17 protein-coding genes are annotated in these 17,452 nt (G+C 36.1%); 2 read left to right on the top strand and 15 right to left on the bottom strand.

Annotation, left to right across the window (positions count from 1 at the left end):
* Positions 1-4: 4 nt before the first annotated feature.
* The 6 genes from ACJRPK_RS10705 to tsaD form a co-directional block, all read right to left on the bottom strand.
* Entirely contained in the window at positions 5-1,198 is a 1,194-nt protein-coding gene (locus tag ACJRPK_RS10705) for a THUMP-like domain-containing protein (RefSeq protein WP_407139900.1), read from the bottom strand.
* Complete coding sequence (locus ACJRPK_RS10700) at positions 1,199-2,308, bottom strand: AI-2E family transporter (protein ID WP_407139899.1); 1,110 nt, start codon at positions 2,306-2,308, stop codon at positions 1,199-1,201.
* Positions 2,301-2,816, bottom strand: a complete 516-nt coding sequence (locus tag ACJRPK_RS10695; RefSeq protein WP_407139898.1) for a TrmH family RNA methyltransferase — start codon at positions 2,814-2,816, stop codon at positions 2,301-2,303. Before ACJRPK_RS10695 ends, ACJRPK_RS10700 begins: the two co-directional genes overlap by 8 nt.
* The gene (locus ACJRPK_RS10690; RefSeq protein WP_407139897.1) at positions 2,816-3,454 is read right to left on the bottom strand and encodes a DUF4159 domain-containing protein; all 639 of its coding nucleotides are present in this window, start codon (positions 3,452-3,454) and stop codon (positions 2,816-2,818) included. Before ACJRPK_RS10690 ends, ACJRPK_RS10695 begins: the two co-directional genes overlap by 1 nt.
* Positions 3,455-3,610: 156 nt before the next feature.
* Positions 3,611-4,315 (bottom strand): 16S rRNA (uracil(1498)-N(3))-methyltransferase, encoded by a 705-nt coding sequence (locus ACJRPK_RS10685; protein WP_407139896.1) that lies wholly within the window; start codon positions 4,313-4,315, stop codon positions 3,611-3,613.
* A gap of 15 nt (positions 4,316-4,330) precedes the next feature.
* A complete protein-coding gene (gene tsaD / locus ACJRPK_RS10680; protein ID WP_407139895.1) occupies positions 4,331-5,353 on the bottom strand; it encodes a tRNA (adenosine(37)-N6)-threonylcarbamoyltransferase complex transferase subunit TsaD in 1,023 nt (340 codons plus the stop codon).
* Between the two features lie 81 nt (positions 5,354-5,434).
* On the opposite strand from tsaD, the gene ACJRPK_RS10675 reads away from it, so the two are divergent.
* Together ACJRPK_RS10675 and pfkA are read left to right on the top strand one after the other, a co-directional pair.
* Positions 5,435-9,862, top strand: coding sequence for a translocation/assembly module TamB domain-containing protein (locus ACJRPK_RS10675; RefSeq protein WP_407139894.1), 4,428 nt, complete (start codon positions 5,435-5,437; stop codon positions 9,860-9,862).
* A gap of 14 nt (positions 9,863-9,876) precedes the next feature.
* On the top strand, positions 9,877-10,863 hold the full coding sequence (pfkA, locus tag ACJRPK_RS10670) for a 6-phosphofructokinase (RefSeq protein WP_407139893.1): 987 nt from the start codon (positions 9,877-9,879) through the stop codon (positions 10,861-10,863).
* Between the two features lie 86 nt (positions 10,864-10,949).
* Here pfkA and ACJRPK_RS10665 read toward each other — a convergent pair whose 3' ends face one another.
* The 9 genes from ACJRPK_RS10665 to ACJRPK_RS10625 all read right to left on the bottom strand — a co-directional run bounded on the left by ACJRPK_RS10665 (position 10,950) and on the right by ACJRPK_RS10625 (position 17,069).
* Positions 10,950-11,186: a DUF1059 domain-containing protein gene (locus ACJRPK_RS10665; RefSeq protein ID WP_407139892.1), complete on the bottom strand. Its 237-nt coding sequence runs from the start codon at positions 11,184-11,186 to the stop codon at positions 10,950-10,952.
* 57 nt (positions 11,187-11,243) lie between these two features.
* On the bottom strand, positions 11,244-11,450 hold the full coding sequence (locus ACJRPK_RS10660; RefSeq protein WP_407139891.1) for a DUF2200 family protein: 207 nt from the start codon (positions 11,448-11,450) through the stop codon (positions 11,244-11,246).
* Entirely contained in the window at positions 11,437-11,859 is a 423-nt protein-coding gene (locus ACJRPK_RS10655; protein ID WP_407139890.1) for an SRPBCC domain-containing protein, read from the bottom strand. Before ACJRPK_RS10655 ends, ACJRPK_RS10660 begins: the two co-directional genes overlap by 14 nt.
* A 195-nt stretch (positions 11,860-12,054) precedes the next feature.
* The gene (locus ACJRPK_RS10650; RefSeq protein WP_407139889.1) at positions 12,055-12,579 is read right to left on the bottom strand and encodes a hypothetical protein; all 525 of its coding nucleotides are present in this window, start codon (positions 12,577-12,579) and stop codon (positions 12,055-12,057) included.
* Between the two features lie 358 nt (positions 12,580-12,937).
* A complete protein-coding gene (locus ACJRPK_RS10645) occupies positions 12,938-13,438 on the bottom strand; it encodes a thioredoxin family protein (RefSeq protein WP_407139888.1) in 501 nt (166 codons plus the stop codon).
* An 89-nt stretch (positions 13,439-13,527) separates the two neighbouring features.
* The gene (locus ACJRPK_RS10640; RefSeq protein WP_407139887.1) at positions 13,528-14,652 is read right to left on the bottom strand and encodes a serine hydrolase domain-containing protein; all 1,125 of its coding nucleotides are present in this window, start codon (positions 14,650-14,652) and stop codon (positions 13,528-13,530) included.
* A 12-nt stretch (positions 14,653-14,664) separates the two neighbouring features.
* Entirely contained in the window at positions 14,665-15,459 is a 795-nt protein-coding gene (locus ACJRPK_RS10635) for a cation transporter (RefSeq protein ID WP_407139886.1), read from the bottom strand.
* Between the two features lie 209 nt (positions 15,460-15,668).
* Positions 15,669-16,163, bottom strand: coding sequence for a VOC family protein (locus tag ACJRPK_RS10630; RefSeq protein WP_407139885.1), 495 nt, complete (start codon positions 16,161-16,163; stop codon positions 15,669-15,671).
* A gap of 75 nt (positions 16,164-16,238) precedes the next feature.
* Complete coding sequence (locus tag ACJRPK_RS10625) at positions 16,239-17,069, bottom strand: DUF6597 domain-containing transcriptional factor (RefSeq protein ID WP_407139884.1); 831 nt, start codon at positions 17,067-17,069, stop codon at positions 16,239-16,241.
* Between the last annotated feature and the right edge of the window lie 383 nt (positions 17,070-17,452).

Here is a 17,452-nt window from a genome sequence, read left to right as displayed (position 1 = left end):
GGTCTTAGATCGCGTCGCTATTTTTTTTTGCATGGATTACAATTTTTCTCTCATTAAGATCTGTGGTAAAAAACAAATAATCCTCTCCGCCGTCCTTTATCTTAAGCCGTTTACGCAGAGTAGCAACGGTATCAGGAAAATTACGGATCGTTATATTAGCCTTGGTGATGCCCAGTCGCTTTACTTCTTTTTTTGAAAACGGTATGACCTCTATGATTTTAAAAAGCCTTCCGGGGAAGGTAACGCGGGTGTGGGATGTATACAGATGACTATTGGAATGCAATTTATCAAGCTCATATGTTTCTCCTACGTTAGCAAAACCACCACTTTTTAAAATTGCGGCATTTGGTTCATACAAATAGTCTGAAGGTAATCCATACGATACTTGCTGTAAGGTACGGCTCCCGTATTTGAACGTGAATATATCAGTTCCTTGTTTATGGATGTTAGCAGTCGTGATTTTGACAGACCCTGTGTGATCCTTCTTTAGTACCCAAAGTAATTCTTTTACCTCATTGTTTACAGCCACGACGTGAATCTTAACTACATGCTTTAAAGTTTCGATACCGTGTTGCAGATCTAGTAGCGGAGAGGTTTTAATAAGGATATTATCTGCTTTTTCAAAAAAAAGCTCCTGATGCACAGTAACATCCGGCAGACAATCTTGTAAAAAGAAAACTTTTCCCTTTGTATCTGATCGTCGTGAGGGATCTACGTAGATCCAATCGAGCTTTTCGCTTGTTTTAAGCACCGCTAATCCATCTCCGCATTTTGTTTCAATATTGTTTGCCTTACGAATCTCAAAATTGTGAGTGGCAAGTTCACTGAGCGTTGGATTAAGCTCACAATGAAGCACCTGATGTATTTGTTGGCTAAAAGCAAACGCGTCAACACCCCAACCTCCCGTAAGATCGATCAATGAGTCTCCACTTACCAATGCACTTTTATAAGTTGCAGTGGTATCAGACGATGTTTGTTCCAGATTAAGGGTAGGCGGATAAATAATATCGCGACACGAGGCCCAGGAGTTTAGTTTTTGTAAAGCTTTTTGTCGACCCGCAATTTGTTGCGCCAGTTCTTGTATGGTAATACCTTCAAACGGACTTCCTGCCAAGATCAGTTTGGTAAGATCTACGGACTCGTTAGAGGTTTTAAAAATAAAATCCTGTACTTCTGGGAGCAATAGCTTGGTATTCACTTACAAATCTTTTGTGAGTTTAGCAACGATCTTATATTCTGACCAAAATTCTTTTGCAATTACTTTTAACGAAGTATAAGCAGGTATCGCTACGATCATGCCTCCAATTCCAAAAAGTAAACCACCGATAATAATGACCAAAAAGATCTCTAATGGATGCGACTTTACACTGTTTCCGAAAATTATAGGTTGATTAAAGAAATTATCCACCAATTGAACGATCATATAGCCAATGACGATATAGACAAGTTTTGGGAAGATTACTGTAGAAAAATCCATTCCCAAATTACTGGTTGTTGCCAGTACAATAATAAACACTCCGCCGACTAAGGGTCCGATATAGGGAATAATATTAAAGATAGCCGCAATTAATGCTATGGCGATGGCATTGTTGATACCAAAGACTAAAAGTAAGATGGTATAAAGTACAAATATGATGGTGATCTGTAAGAGAAGGCCAACAAAATATCTTGATAACAGGTCTTTAATCTTGTTAAAGGCGGTTCTAAATTTTCCCTCGTCACCCGGTTGTGCAAAGGCAAGCAAACTACCTTCCAGAATCTGACTGTCTTTTAGGAAAAAGAAAGAGATAAAGAGGATAGAAAAGATGCCCAACATCACAGAACCAAAGATGTTAAGAAAAGAGTTGACCATATCTGGTATTGACCTGAAGTTTATAAAGTTAACCAGGTCTGATCGCTTTACTAATTCGACAAAACTAAGACGATTAATCCCGAAGAATTCACTAATTTGATTGTTAAGCTGATCCAGGTCATCACCTACATTTTCAATATTTATTTCACCTATCAATTGAGCCTGTTCGATCACTATTGGAATAAACAGCGTGAATATACTTAGAAAGAGAATGGTAATTATAAACAGGGTACAGATGACTGCAATGGTATTTCTAAAATGCAATCGACGTTTAAAAAAGACTACTAATGGTCGACCCATAAGGGAGATGACTGCTGCAAAAGCTATATACACCAATACAGACTGAATTTTGTATAAAAACCAAAGTACGGCAGCAACTGCTACAAGTACCCCTACAGCTTTGAGTATCCCAAGGGTAATGGCTTTCGAATGAATACGGTTTGGTGAGCTAGACATGGTTAAGTTGTGTTGTTAATTCATATAAAGCGATGCCTGTAGCCATTGCTACATTCATGCTACTATTATTGCCATACATATTAATATGCACCGACGTATCAGCCTGCGCTAATAACTGTTGAGATACGCCCGTATTTTCTTCTCCCAGAATCAACGCAATGGGTTGATCCTGATTTATTTTATAGTTATGGATTGGTGTACTGGTATCGGTAATCTCTAACGCTACTACTGCATATCCTTTATCCTTCAATTCAGATACCAGGGAGGTAGCATCAGGAAGCACATCATACGAAACTATTTTATGTGTTGCTCTGGCGGTACGTTCCATACGTTTACTCTCTATAGCGATATGTTCTCCAATAAAATAAATATGAGAGACACCAAAACTGTCAGCAATTCTAAAAAGACTCCCAATATTAGCGGGAGAACCTATATGATCACAGATTAAAACGATAGGATGCGCTCTTTTCTGAAAAGCATCAGAGGTATGATGTAATTGTTGGGCCATTAGTAGTTAAATGCGTATTTAATAATATTCGCTCCCATTTGCAAGGCTTTTAGGCGAACGTCTTCCGGGTCATTATGTACTTCAGGACTTTCCCATCCGTCACCAAGATCACTTTCAAAAGTAAATAGTAAAACAACACGGTTATTCTCCATAATTGCCAACGCTTGCGGAGCTCTACCGTCATGTTCATGAATTTTAGGCAATCCGTCTTTAAACGGAAAAGCAGTCGAAAAGATAGGATGTGAGGGAGACAAGTTTACTAATTCTTTATCAGGAAATACCTTTATCAGTTCTTTTCTTATAAACGGTTCCATACCATAATTATCATCAATATGTAAAAAACCACCACTCATAAGGTACGCACGTAGATTTTGAGCTTCCGATTCACTAAAATAGACATTGCCATGGCCAGTCATGTGTATATAAGGATAATTATAAAGATCAGAGCTATCCGGTGTTACCACCTCAGGTTTTGTGTCAATGACTGTACCGATAGTGTTGTTGCAAAAGGTAATTAAGTTGGGGAGTGCAGTAGGGTTACTGTACCAATCCCCACCCCCTTTATAATGTAGTACTGCAATTTCCTGTGCCTGTATGGCGATGCTAACTATGAATAAGAGACTACAAAGAATTTTCATACACTTACAAACTCTAATTAGATGTTAAAAGTACTAAAAATTTAATCAGGGAAGCTAACGTTTAGATACTATTAACGAAGCGATATTTTATAAATGATACAGATAAAAATATGTCTGAATTCCATGAAAAATTTTTAAAACTACATGTTTAATTCCTTACGAATTAATAAACGCAACACTGTGAACAGCTGCTATAGCGGCCGTTTCTGTTCGCAAGCGTGTTGCTCCAAGTGTTATCGGTTGAAATTTATGATCCAGTGCCTTTTGGATTTCGTCAGGCGAAAAGTCACCTTCGGGTCCGATCAGTATGGTAACCTCCTGTTCAGGATCAACTAAGGTTTTTAAGTTTTGCTTTTGACCATCTTCACAATGTGCAAGACATAAGATACCTTTTTGCTCTTGCTTAAGAAACTCAGAAAACGGAATCAACTTATTTAATTTAGGAAGAAAGGTTTGCTGTGATTGTTTCATAGCGCTTTGCAGAATTTTTTCATAGCGCTCAGGTTTAATAACTTTACGTTCGCTATGATCACAAAGAATCGGCGTAATTTCGTCAACGCCAATCTCTGTAGCTTTCTCCAGAAACCATTCAAAGCGATCATTCATTTTTACAGGAGCCACCACCATGTGCAACCGGTAAGGTTTGGGCGGAGTGAGGTGGGTTTCCTCAATTAAGATATCACAACGTTGCGCATTGGCAAATGTGATGCTTCCTTTGCATAACAAGCCTTTACCGTTTGTAACATGCAAACGATCCCCTTCAGATTTACGGAGGACTTTATGTATATGTTTACTTTCTTCCTTCGAAAATGAATAGGTCGAAGCCTGTTCTGTAAGATCTGTGCTGTAAAATAATTGCATGGTCTCAGGATTGTTTTAAAATTTCATTCGGGCTTTGGCAACCACACTCATATCGGTAAAATCCTTGTTGAGATATTTTAAATACCCTACAATACCAATCATCGCTGCATTATCGGTGGTATATTCAAATTTTGGCACGAATGTAGTCCATCCCCAATGTTGTTCGGCTTTTTGTAAAGCTTCTCGAATACCGGAGTTGGCAGATACGCCACCCCCAATAGCAATTTGAGTAATGCCCGTCTGCTTGACTGCTTTTTTCAGCTTATCAGTCAGGATGTTAACAATAGTATATTGAATGGAAGCACAGATATCATCACGATTGGTTGTAATAAAATCTGGATCTTCTTTTACTTTCTTTTGAATAAAATAGAGAACCCCTGTTTTAAGTCCGCTAAAACTAAAATTGAGTTCGTCAACCTTAGGTTTGGTAAAGGGAAATGCCTTTGGATTTCCGAGTTTAGCATACTTATCAATTAAAGGACCTCCCGGATAGGGAAAACCGAGAATCTTGGCACTTTTATCAAAAGCTTCGCCCACGGCATCATCAATCGTTTCGCCGATTACTTTCATATCAAAATAATCCCGGACTTCTATAATTTGTGTATGTCCGCCACTGATGGTCATCGCCAAAAACGGAAATTGTGGTGTTTTATACCCGTCTTCTTTGATAAAATGAGCTAAAATATGGGCTTGCATGTGGTTGACCGCGATTAACGGAATATTTAAAGCGAGCGCCAGGGACTTGGCAAAAGAGGTTCCCACCAATAAGGAACCCATAAGACCCGGACCTTTAGTAAACGCAATAGCATGCAGATCTTTTTTGGTAATTCCTGCTTGCTTAATTGCCTGATCTATCACAGGTACAATGTGTTGCTGGTGCGCACGTGATGCAAGTTCTGGAACTACACCACCATATTGTTCATGAATTTTTTGTGTTGCCACAACATTTGACAATACTTTATCGTTGCATAGTACAGCCGCAGAGGTATCATCACAAGATGACTCAATTGCCAGGATGTATATATTTTGTGAACTCATTATGAGGAAAAGGGCATAGAAATTGTTAATATTGTCAGCAAAGTTAAAACAATAATACGTATCAAAAAATTCGGGAAGATATTGATTAGAACGCTTACCGTTCTAATTGCCATTTTTGCTATTCTGGTGATTCTGTTTTCGATTCCCGGAATACAAACTTTCTTTGGTAAAAAACTCACGAATTATCTCAATGAAACATACGATGTCGATCTAAGTATTGGCAGAATTGGTTTGACCTATTCAGGTAACCTTGATTTGCAGGAAGTTTTTATAAAAGATCATCACAAGGATACACTTATCTATGCTAAAGCTATTGAAGGCTCTATTCTCAATCTAAAGGAAATTACAAAGGGGCAGCCTGAATTGGGAGCTGTAGCAATTGACAGTCTGGATTTTAATATGAAAATCTACGAGGGTGAGTCCAGTGATAATCTCATGATTTTTGTAAGAAAATTTAATACCGAAAAGAAACGGGAACGTTCGAGTTTTGTTCTGACGGCAGAAGATGTTACTGTTGAAAACGGAGCGTTTAGTTATGTGAATGAAAATATATCTAATCCCGAAGTACTGGATTTTACAAATATCTTTATCGATGCAGAGGATCTGAAGGTAGACGGACCGGATTTTTATATCACCACAAATACCTTATCTTTAAAAGAAGCCAGAGGCTTGGATGTAAGTAATCTGCAAACAAAGTTCTCATTGACGGAAACGCAGATGTTATTCAGAGATTTTAATCTGGAAACTCAGGATTCTAAAATAATGGGAGAGATTGCGTTATCCTATACTAAAGAGAATTTTTCCGATTTTGAAAATAAAGTAGATATCACAGCTGCTTTTACCGAAGCTGATATGTCTACAAACGATCTTATTCCTTTTTATAAGGAATTTGGGAAAGACCATACTATCACATTTGACAATACCGTTTTACGGGGGACATTAAATGATTTTAAATTAATTGATGCGAATATTCTTGGACTCGACCGAACCATTATTCGCGGAGATTTGCATATACAAAATGCGGTCTCGGACCCCAAGAACTTTAAACTCAATGGTAAGTTTGATAACCTGACGACCAATTATTACGATTTAGTCAACCTCTTGCCAAACATTCTAGGCTCTTCGTTACCCAAACAACTCTATCAGTTTGGTAGTATTCGTGGAACGGGAAACATCATGGTTACCCCTAATGCAGTGGATTTGGACATGGATTTTTACTCGCAGTTAGGTAAAATCTATGCTTTTGTATTGTTAGGAGAGCTGGAAAATGCCAAAAACGCAACGTATAATGGAAATATCATTTCCGAAAGTTTTAATCTCGGACAGTTATTAGGAAAAGAATCGTTGGGCAAAGCGGCATTTAATATTGATGTGGATGGGAACGGATTTACTTTGGCGAATCTGGATACCAAAATTGAAGGAGATATAAGCGCTTTAGAATTTAATGGCTATACATATAATAACATCTCGGTAGTAGGTGGATTAAAGGATCCTGTCTTTGATGGACGTTTAGTCATTGATGATCCAAATATTCAGTTGATTTTTAACGGAGTTGTAGATATGGATAAAACCATAAACAACTACGATTTTGTTGCCAATGTTGAGTATATAGATCTCAATACACTTAATTTATTTACTCGTGATAGCTTATCCATCTTTAAGGGAGATGTTATCATGGATATGAAAGGTTCGGGTATTAATGATGTGGTTGGAACCATCAGCTTTCAGGAAACCTTATACAAAAATCAAAAATCTGATTATTATTTTGAAGATTTTGAAGTAGTATCCAGTTTTGACACCGATAATGTACGTACGATCAGCATAAACAGTCCGGATATCATTCAGGGGAGTGTACGTGGTAAGTTCAGGTTTGAGAATGTATATGATTTATTCAGAAACTCCATTGCCAGCTTATATACCAATTTTGAACCTGTAGCCATTACCGATGATGAGTTTATGGAATTCAACTTTAATATCTACAATAAAATTGTGGATGTTTTTCTACCCGAAATTCAGTTTGCACCTAATACGTTTATCAAAGGGCGGGTAGAAAGCAACGACTCAGAGTTTAAACTGACGTTTAAATCACCCTCGATCAAGGCATTTGATAATCTTTTTGAAAAAGTAGATATACAGGTAGATAATAAGAATCCGATTTTCAACACCTATGTAGCCATTGATAGTATTGACTCTAATTTTTATGATGCTTCAGAGTTTAGTTTAATTAACGTGACTCTTAAGGATACATTGTTTATGCGTTCAGAATTTAAGGGTGGTACCAATAACGAGGACACTTTTAATTTAGAGTTTTATCACACGATTAATGAGGACAATAAATCAGTAATCGGACTTAGAAAGTCGGACTTTACTTTTAAAGGGTATACTTGGTACGCCAATCACAACAAAAGTAAATCTGATAATAAGATCATCTTTGATAATCGATTTGAAACCGTGCGGATTCGACCTATTTCCCTTACTCACAAAAATGAGAAAATTGAGGTAAGTGGTGTTACAAAAGGAAGCGATTTCAAAGATATCAAAGCTGTATTCAGTGATGTAGATCTATATAAAATAACACCAAGTCTTGACAGCTTGAGGTTCAAGGGCGTGGTTGATGGAAATTTAAGAATCTTTCAGGAAGAAGGGGTTTATTTCCCAAGTTCAACCATAAGTATTGATGATTTTCAGATAAACGCTTCCAAGTTAGGTGAACTTAAACTCAATGTTGCAGGTAATGAATCTTTGACCCAATATAGTATCAATACCAAGTTGACTGATAGTACGGGTGTGAAAACGTTTTCAGCTATTGGGGGGATTGATGTTGGTGAAGATAGCTCTAATATCAATTTGGACATTGGACTTAATGGTCTTGATATGTCTGGCTTTAGTGCCTTGGGCGGAATTGTACTGGATGATTTAAGAGGTACAGCTTCGGGCGGTGCATCGGTAACAGGAGATTACGTGAATCCTAATATCAATGGAAATTTGGTGTTAAATAATGCCGGATTGCGCATTCCGTATTTAAACGTAGATCTGGCGCTGGAGGATAATGCACGTATTTCGCTCAATAAGCAAAACTTTATTTTTGAAGATATCGCTATAACCGATACCAAATATAATTCTAAAGGTACGCTGGGTGGTTTTATTCGTCATAAGAGATTTTCAAAATGGTATTTGGGATTAGAACTGGACGCAGATCGACTATTAGTGCTCGATACCGAAGAGGATGAATTTTCATTGTATTATGGGACCGCTTTTATCAGTGGAGACGCAAAAATTCACGGTCCCAGTGACGAATTGGTAATTGATGTTAATGCAACTACCGAGAAGGGAACAGTTTTCAAAATTCCGTTGAACGAATCAGAATCTCTGGGAGAGAGTAGTTATATCCATTTTTTAAGTCCGGAAGAGAAAAAAGCAAGATTGGCAGGAGAAGAGATTATTATAGAAGAGGTAAAGGGGCTCGAACTGAACTTTGATCTCGATGTTAATCGTAATGCAGAAGTTGAAATCGTAATCGATAAAAATACAGGCAGTTCGTTAAAAGGAAGAGGTGCCGGAACCCTTTTGATAGAAATCAATACCAATGGAAAATTCAACATGTGGGGGGATTTTTATGCCTATGAAGGGGTGTACAACTTTAGATACGGAGCTTTTGTAGAGAAGGTATTTAATGTACGATCCGGGGGAAGTATTAACTGGGATGGCAGCCCGACACGGGCAGTGTTAAACCTAAGTGCTGTCTACAGAACAGAAGCTAATCCGGCAGTTTTGTTAGAAAATGCAACCTTTAATAAAAAGATTCCGGTAGAAGTAGTGGTGGATCTGAAAGGGGAACTGGTACAACCGGATCTGGATTTTAATATTGAATTCCCGTTCTTAAATTCTATTGTCAAAAGCGAATTAGAGTATCGTTTGGAGAGTGAGTCGGCAAGAGAATTACAAGCCTTATCCTTAGTTACACAAGGACAGTTTTATAATGACTTTACGTTGGGACAGAATGCAATAACCGGAAATTTGGTTGAACGTGCTTCCAGTTTAGTTAATGGAATTTTTTCCGGTGAAGATGATAAGTTTCAGGTTGGTCTTAATTATACTCAGGGAGACCGTGTCTTGGACGAAGAAACCTCAGATCAATTTGGAGTTACCCTATCCACCAGGATAAACAACCGTATTTTGATTAACGGACAGGTGGGTGTTCCCGTAGGCGGCGTGAGTGAATCGGTGGTTGTAGGTAACGTAGAAGTTGAGTATTTGTTTAATGAACAAGGGACCCTGCGAGGCAAAATTTTTAATCGTGAAAACGATATTCAATATATTGGAGAAAATAACGGTTACACACAAGGGGTGGGACTTTCTTATTCGGTAGATTTTGATAACTTTAATGAATTGTGGAAGAAGATTTTTGCTACCCGGGAAGAAAAAGAATCTTTAGTAAAAAAAGATAGCGTAGCCGTTGAAAAACGTCCGAAGTATATTAATTTTACTACTAAAAAAACTACCAACTAAAAGATTAGCAATTTATGGCAAAACCGATTAAAACCATTGGCGTAATGACATCCGGAGGCGACTCTCCGGGAATGAACGCAGCTATTCGTGCTGTAGCGAGAGCTTGTGCGTATTATGATGTGCGGTGTATTGGTTTTTATCGAGGGTATCAAGGAATGATCGAAGGAGATTATACGGTGATGACCGCGCGTTCTGTACGTAACATCATAAGCCGAGGTGGAACCATTCTGAAATCGGCCCGATCAGAAGCTTTTAGGACCAAAGAAGGTCGCCAAAAAGCTGCAGAAAACCTTAAGGAAATTGGGGTAGATGCAATGGTCTTAATTGGAGGAGATGGTACATTCAAAGGCGGGAAGATCTTTAATGAAGAATATAATATTCCGATTATTGGAGTTCCGGGTACTATTGATAATGATATTGCAGGTACAAACTTTACAATTGGTTATGATACTGCGCTTAATACAGTGGTTGAAGCTATTGATAAAATCAGAGATACTGCCAGTTCTCATGATCGGCTATTCTTTGTGGAAGTCATGGGACGCGACGCAGGATTTATAGCCTTAAACAGCGGAGTAGGAGCGGGTGCCGAAGAAATTCTAATCCCAGAAGAAGATTTAGGGTTAGAGCGCTTGCTGGAATCCTTAAAACGAAGCCGACGTTCGGGAAAATCATCCAGTATTGTAGTAGTAAGTGAAGGCGATAGGATAGGAAAAAACGTTTATGAGTTAGCAGATTATGTTACCGAAAACTTACCCAATTATGACGTTCGTGTAACCGTGTTGGGACATATGCAACGTGGAGGTTCTCCTTCTTGCTTTGACCGAACCTTGGCAAGTCGCTTGTGCGTTCGTGCAGTTGAATTGCTATTGGACGGTGAAAAAAATGTGATGGTAGGCTTACTAAACAACGTTATAACCACGACCGATTTTGATAAAGGCTTACGAGAGGATCATAGTATTAACAAGGAGTTACTTAGAATCTCAGATATTTTATCTACCTGATGCTAGTAGACATTTAAACTATCATAATACATACTAAAAGATTATTACGTAGTTGTTAGTTGAAGAGTTACAAAGCTTAAGATGTATTAATCGTTTTCAAGCGCTTCAAAAATTTTTCTTTTATTCTCCATCCAGTGATTCATTGCTTCGGGTGATTTCATTAATCTTTGCATTTCGTTCATAGCACGTATATGAGCCTGATCATTTTTCTGCCACATGGCCATACCATGTGCTTTACTCAATGCAGCCATCTCCTCAAAGGTAGCAGCTTGAAATTTTTGGTCACATGCACCTCCTAATTGTTTACACGTCATTGTTTTCATAAGTATCGGTTTAATAATTTTGATTATTAAGATAATAACTTTTACCCATTATTTTATTTAGTTGGATGCAATTCGTAAAATCTGTTCCATTTTTCGACCTTTGGCCAATTCATCCAAGAGCTTATTCAAATACTGCAGCTGTTGAGTTAAGGCCTTTTCAATGGTTTCAACTCGATAGCCACAAATAACACAGATAATATAGCGAGGTAGGGTAGCGGATTTAAAAAATGAATTGAATGTAGCTTTAGTATCAATTATCTGCATAACCTTGATCCCATGTTTTTTTCGAGTCATGATTTCTCAAATCACATTGGAAGTCCACTACGGCTTTGAGATTCATAAGTACAGAAACCCACCCTGCGTTAACTTCTGAAAAGTCACTTTCAGTTACATTCTCACTGATTAAGGTAAGGTTAGTGCCACCTTCTTCAGAAGGATCTAACTGAAACTTAACTAAGCTACCAAAGTAGTCTAAATGGAACTCTCTATCCGGGATCACTTTTATTATCTGACTATTATATGTTAGACCATTTGGAAAGATAAAATGTATGAACCCGTTTGTCTCCGAAGCTTTTTCAGACCAAAATTTTGATCTTCCTTCAGCCTTATTTAGTAAATCAAAGACTGTTTTAGGACTAGATTTTAGATTTAATTTCCATATAATTGTTTTCATCGTACAATTAATAATCAATGTATACAACGTTGTTGTATAAGATTAGTTACGCTGATCTACCACTAAATTAGCCAAAACAAACCAAATAGAAAATCCGTGCGATTGCTTTCGGTAGGCTGGACTTTTCGTAAGTACGCAACTACTAGCAGTGGATAGTATAAGTTGTTGTGGTGTCGTTTTTATTTTCGTTTTATTCTATTCAATTTCTTTCCATTCTCCTTTTCGGAAATACATATTATGAAATTTTGGTGAATTAAACACCATAAAAAAGTCCCAAACTTCACGATAAATTGTTGGATTAGTTGCCAATATATGATGAGTTGGTTTTTCCATTTCAATTACAAGTCTTGCAGATTTATATGGTGCAAGAGTCGATATTTTTCCTTTATAAGTTTCGTTAATAATTTTTCCATCCGTGACATAAAAATATATTGAGTCATTTTCTTTTATTTCAAATCGGAAATTATTGTATTGCCAATCCGCTTGTCTTCCAGAAAAATAATTTCGGTCGATTACGTATTCCCCATGAAAATCCGATTTCTCAAGTACTTTTTTCGTGTAAAATGGATGAAGCACAGCGGACAAAATCCACAATAATATCATTCCGCCCCACATTCCAATAAGCGCAACTCCGAAAAAGTTTTTTTTAGTATAAAACCACAATAGTGACAGAATTATTGAAATCGGTAATACAATAAAAATAAAGCCTAATCCTGCCATTTATAAATTCTTGATGTTTTTCTCAAATGCACCACAACAATAATATATAATTACCTACGGCAACTATACAGTTCTTTTACTATTCACTATTCACTATTCTTTCGTAACTAAGTAAGGTAGGAAGTGGGTTATAATTGAGCCTAAGCTACAGATTTTATTTGAGATAAGCCAATATCAGGCATGAGGGACTAGCCAGAAGGTAAAAGTTCAAGTAAGGAGACCAGAATCAAGATGCATGAAAAAGATCTATAGAAACTGGTAGCAATCTCCATACAAACAAATATTGGTCCGGATGAGTCAACATCGTATGTACGCTCGGCAGTGACGAGCGTAGGAGTGGTTAGTTGTTGGACGTATTTTATGAGTCAGTTTCATAGCAAAATTTATTCAAATCAAAAACCGTCATTGCACCAGCATATCTTTTAATTTCTTTTCCATTTTTTAATAGAATGAATTGAGGCAAACCTTTAATTTGGAATCTATTTATCAATTTTCTATTTAGGTCCGCATTGACTTTAGCGATTTGTATATTTTTTGATTCATTCGCGAATTTTTCTAAGGTAGAATTCATCATTAGGCAAGGACCACACCATTCAGCCCAAAAATCGATTAATACTAATTCCTCATTTTTCAAAACTGAGGTTATATTTTTATCATTAAGATGTATGATTTCAGATTCATTTTTTTTCAAAAATATTTTTTTATATAAAAATCTTAAAGGAAAAGTAAATGCTGAAACTATGGTTGAAAAAAAGAAAATTATAAGGGCAAAAGCATAGTTTATAATGGTTAAAAAATTTTTCTTTTCCTGAAAGTTTCTTTCAGAGTCATTTTGGTATTTAATAAGCGTTTCAATCATTTTTTTAATTTTCGTTAAAGGACACTGTTTGCACAAGTTAAAGGGACATCGTTTACACTTTTTAGATTTAATTTGAGATTAAAATCAAATTATTCATCAAACCAATTTAGGTCATTACAAGTATCTAAAGTTTCATTGATTAATTTAGCGTAATTTTTCAAAGGTTTATTAAATAACCCAACGAACAAAACATCTGTACTAGGAAAATAAAAATAGAATGAATTGAACCCACCAACCTCTCCGGTATGATAAATCATATCCATTTTATATCTAGATTTGGTCTTAGGTGTTATGAACCAACTATATCCAATTCTCGGATTAATTGAGTCTTTCCAATTTTTAGGTCTATAAATAGTTCTTGATTTATTTAAAAGCTCCTTACTTAAAAACTTATTTTCTTTTATCGAATGCTCATAATTTGCCAGATCAATTACCGAACTCCAAATTCCGCTGTTTCCAGATGCTGCGAATGTTGGAACTTCTCCATAATCATCCTCTACATAACGTCCATTTTTAAATTTGTAAGCATGGGCAACACCTTGTTGAGGATAATCACCATCTGTAATTTTACTATGTGTCATATTAGATGGTTCTAGAATATTTTTGATAATAAACTTTTGCCATTTATCTTTTGTAATTTTCTCTATTATTAAAGCTAAGCCATTAAATGCTGGATTAGAATATTTATATTTTTCACCTGATTGAAATTCAAGAGTTTCCGCTAACTTTAATGACGCGAAATTTCCACTATCCTTTGCTGTCAAATAAAATTCAACATTTTCTTTAATTTTCCTATTATCCGGGAGTCCCGACGTGTGAGACAATAAATGTTTTATTTGGACTTTATTCGCTATTTCTTTATTGCTAAAGTCATTAAAATACATTGAAAGACTATCTTCTAAAGAGAGTAACCCTCTTTCTTTTAAAATTAGAATTCCATTAGAAACAAAGGTTTTGGAAATAGAACCTGTATTAAAAGGAGTATTTTCTGTTATTTTTTCTTTTGTTTCGAGATTAGCCAGTCCGTAGTTTTTTAGATACATTATCTCATTACCTTTTTTTAAAAGTATTGAACCACCAGGTCCTGATGGTTCAATTTCAGATTCTAACAGTGTATCTATTTTGAATTTGATGCTATCCTTTTTAGTCTGCGCCAAACATGAATAAAAGATTAAAAAGGAGAGAAAGAATAGAGCTATATATTTTTGTTTCAATTATTTGCTTTTTTATTTACTTAATTTTAAAATCCTGAACGCTCCTTGAACTACCAACACAAAAACGATTGTTCCGATGATTAAATCAGGTTTATTCGAGTGCAACCAATTTACCAAAATTCCTGCGATTATTACTCCTAAATTAATAATCACGTCATTCGAAGTGAAGATCACGCTTGCTTTCATGTGAGCTTCTTCTTTGCTCTTCGACTTTTGTAAAATATATAGACAAATTCCATTTGCGATAAGTGCAAAAATCGACACAATAATCATGGTTGAAAAATCGGGGAGTTTCTCATCTCCAAAAAATCTCCTTAAAACTTCCCCAAATCCGATAACCGCTAATGTTATTTGAAAATATCCGGCAAGTTTAGCAATCCGCTTCTTCTTAATTAAAGTTCCGCCAACAGCAAACAAACTAATTCCATAAACAAAACTGTCAGCAAGCATATCCAAACTATCCGCAACAAGTCCCATTGATTTTGAGATTATTCCTGTTGTCATTTCAATTAGGAAAAAGGCAAAATTGATAGCGAGAACAGACCAGAGTAGCTTTTTTTGGTTTGTACTTTCTTTAAATTCGGTTGTGTCAGTCTGCTCAGTCGAGATTTTCTTTCCACCTAATTTCAGTTCGATAACTGACTTTTCGATTTGGTCAGATTCTCCCCTGTGAAAAACAGTTAGTTTTCGGTTTGGAATATCAAAGTCCAAATTCGCAATACTTGAAATTCCGTCCAATTTCATTCGGATAAGATTTTCCTCTGAAGGACAATCCATTTTACTAATCTCAAATATTGTTTTATTCATTTAGTTTTACGTTTTCAGATAGTAACCACAACACCAAATGTATAAATTGTAACAAGGGTGAACACACTTGAATCAATAAATCTATCAGCATATTTATATATCTTGTTTAATTTATTAAAATCTGACGCCTTTACAAAAAGAAAATGACCTTTCAACTCAGCACCTATTTGCTCTGACTTTAGACACATTGTTGTGTGTTTGCTCTTTTTTCAATTTGGCGAATGAAGTCCGATTTTATTTCCCTCTGAATCGTGGAAAATAGCAAAAAATCCAATCTCATCTGCATGAGGTGATTTTGGAATAATGATTTTTCCACCATTCTTTTCTACTTTATCAAGAATAGTTTGCAGGTTATCTCCGCCATTGAGATAAATGGTAACTCCGCTGGCAGAAGGTTCGTAACCTTCTCCTTTCATAATAACTCCTGTTACCATTTGGTCTTGGTATGGGAATAAGCCCATTTCCATTTCTGGGAAACTCAATTTTTCAATTTCTATACCTAAAATTTCTTTATAAAAATTAATGGCTCGTGAAATGTCCGTTGCCGGAATCTCAACTATTGATATAAAACTGTTCATATTCGTATCATTTTTGATTTTTGTCTCTTTGGTTGGGTTTGGTTGGGAAGCAGAAGTCTCTTTATTTTTACAGGATACAATGCCCAAGGTCAAGGCAATAATTGTAATAGGTATAATATCTTTCATTTTTTGACGTGTTGTTTACAGAACAAATTTAGCAGTAGAAAGTTGCTTGAAATTGTAAAAATGCGACACTATGAGTTATTTGTAAAAAAGAGCAGAAAGGGCCAAGCCTTCGTTAGCGATAAACTCTTTAGGATTTATTCCTGTAAATTCTCTAAAATCCTTTATGAAGTGTGCTTGGTCAAAGTAGTCACTTTTATAAGCAATATCTGTTAAGTTTTCTGACTTTGGGTCAAGCAACATTTTTAAAGCGGTTTGGAGTCGAATTACCTTTCCCAATTGTTTAGGGCTAACACCAATTTGCTTTCTGAAGTTTCTTTCAAGTTGTCTCCGTTTTGAAGGTTTATCTTTAAAAATTGAAGCTATTGAAGCACTACCATTGGTAGATAAAAGGGAGTCAACAGTGTCTTTTACAATTGAATTAATAGTTTTTTCGTCATTAAGTCTGTCTAAAAGAAATTTTTCGATAATCCTTATCCGTTGTTCGGTGTTTACCGCTTTGATCATTTTTTGTTCTAAATCATCTGCGGTCTGCATTCCAAAAAGTTGTTGTATTGGCGTTTCTTTATTTACCAAGTTTTTGATTGGTTCAGAAACAAAGTTTGCAAATCCATAAGGATAAAATCGGACAGCAAATGTATTCACAAACCCTGTTGGTTCAATGAAAAAAGGTTCAATTGTTTGTCCGAGCACCATTGCACGAGGTTGTAGTATAAATTCATTATCTGAAGTGTACCTCCTTATGTCGTCTCCAAGAATAAACGCCACTTCAATACAGCCATCTGGTACAATTCGTTGTTTTTGTGGTTCGGTTTGCATTGGTACTTTCAAAGTCCAATAGCAACTGATAAGTGATTTTAAGTCAGTATGTGGATTGTATGTTTGATAGTCCATTTCTTGTTCGATCATTTTCTAAATGTTTGCAAACAATGATATATAATCACATAAAGTAACTATACAGTTCTTTTACTATTCACTATCCTTAGGTAACTAAGCAGGGTAGGTAGCGGGTTTAACGTGGTCTAAACTACATAATTTATTATACATAAGCCAATAGCAAGCAAAAGTGACTAGGCAGAAGGTAAAAATTTAAGAAGGGAGATATGAATCAAGATATATGCTTAAGATCTATAGAAACACTTCGCAACCTCCCATAATAACATTTATTGACCCGATTTAGTCAACACCACATTCTTGCTCGGTCGTACCGACTGTATAAATGCTTAGTTGTTGTGGTTAGTTTTTATTTTTGGATAATCCATTTTGATTCAAAGCTAAGCGATTCAGGTGTT

The sequence above is a fragment of the Aquimarina sp. 2-A2 genome (assembly GCF_045505135.1).
Classification (GTDB): Bacteria; Bacteroidota; Bacteroidia; order Flavobacteriales; family Flavobacteriaceae; genus Aquimarina; species Aquimarina intermedia.
This window is presented reverse-complemented; position numbering and strand designations above follow the sequence as displayed.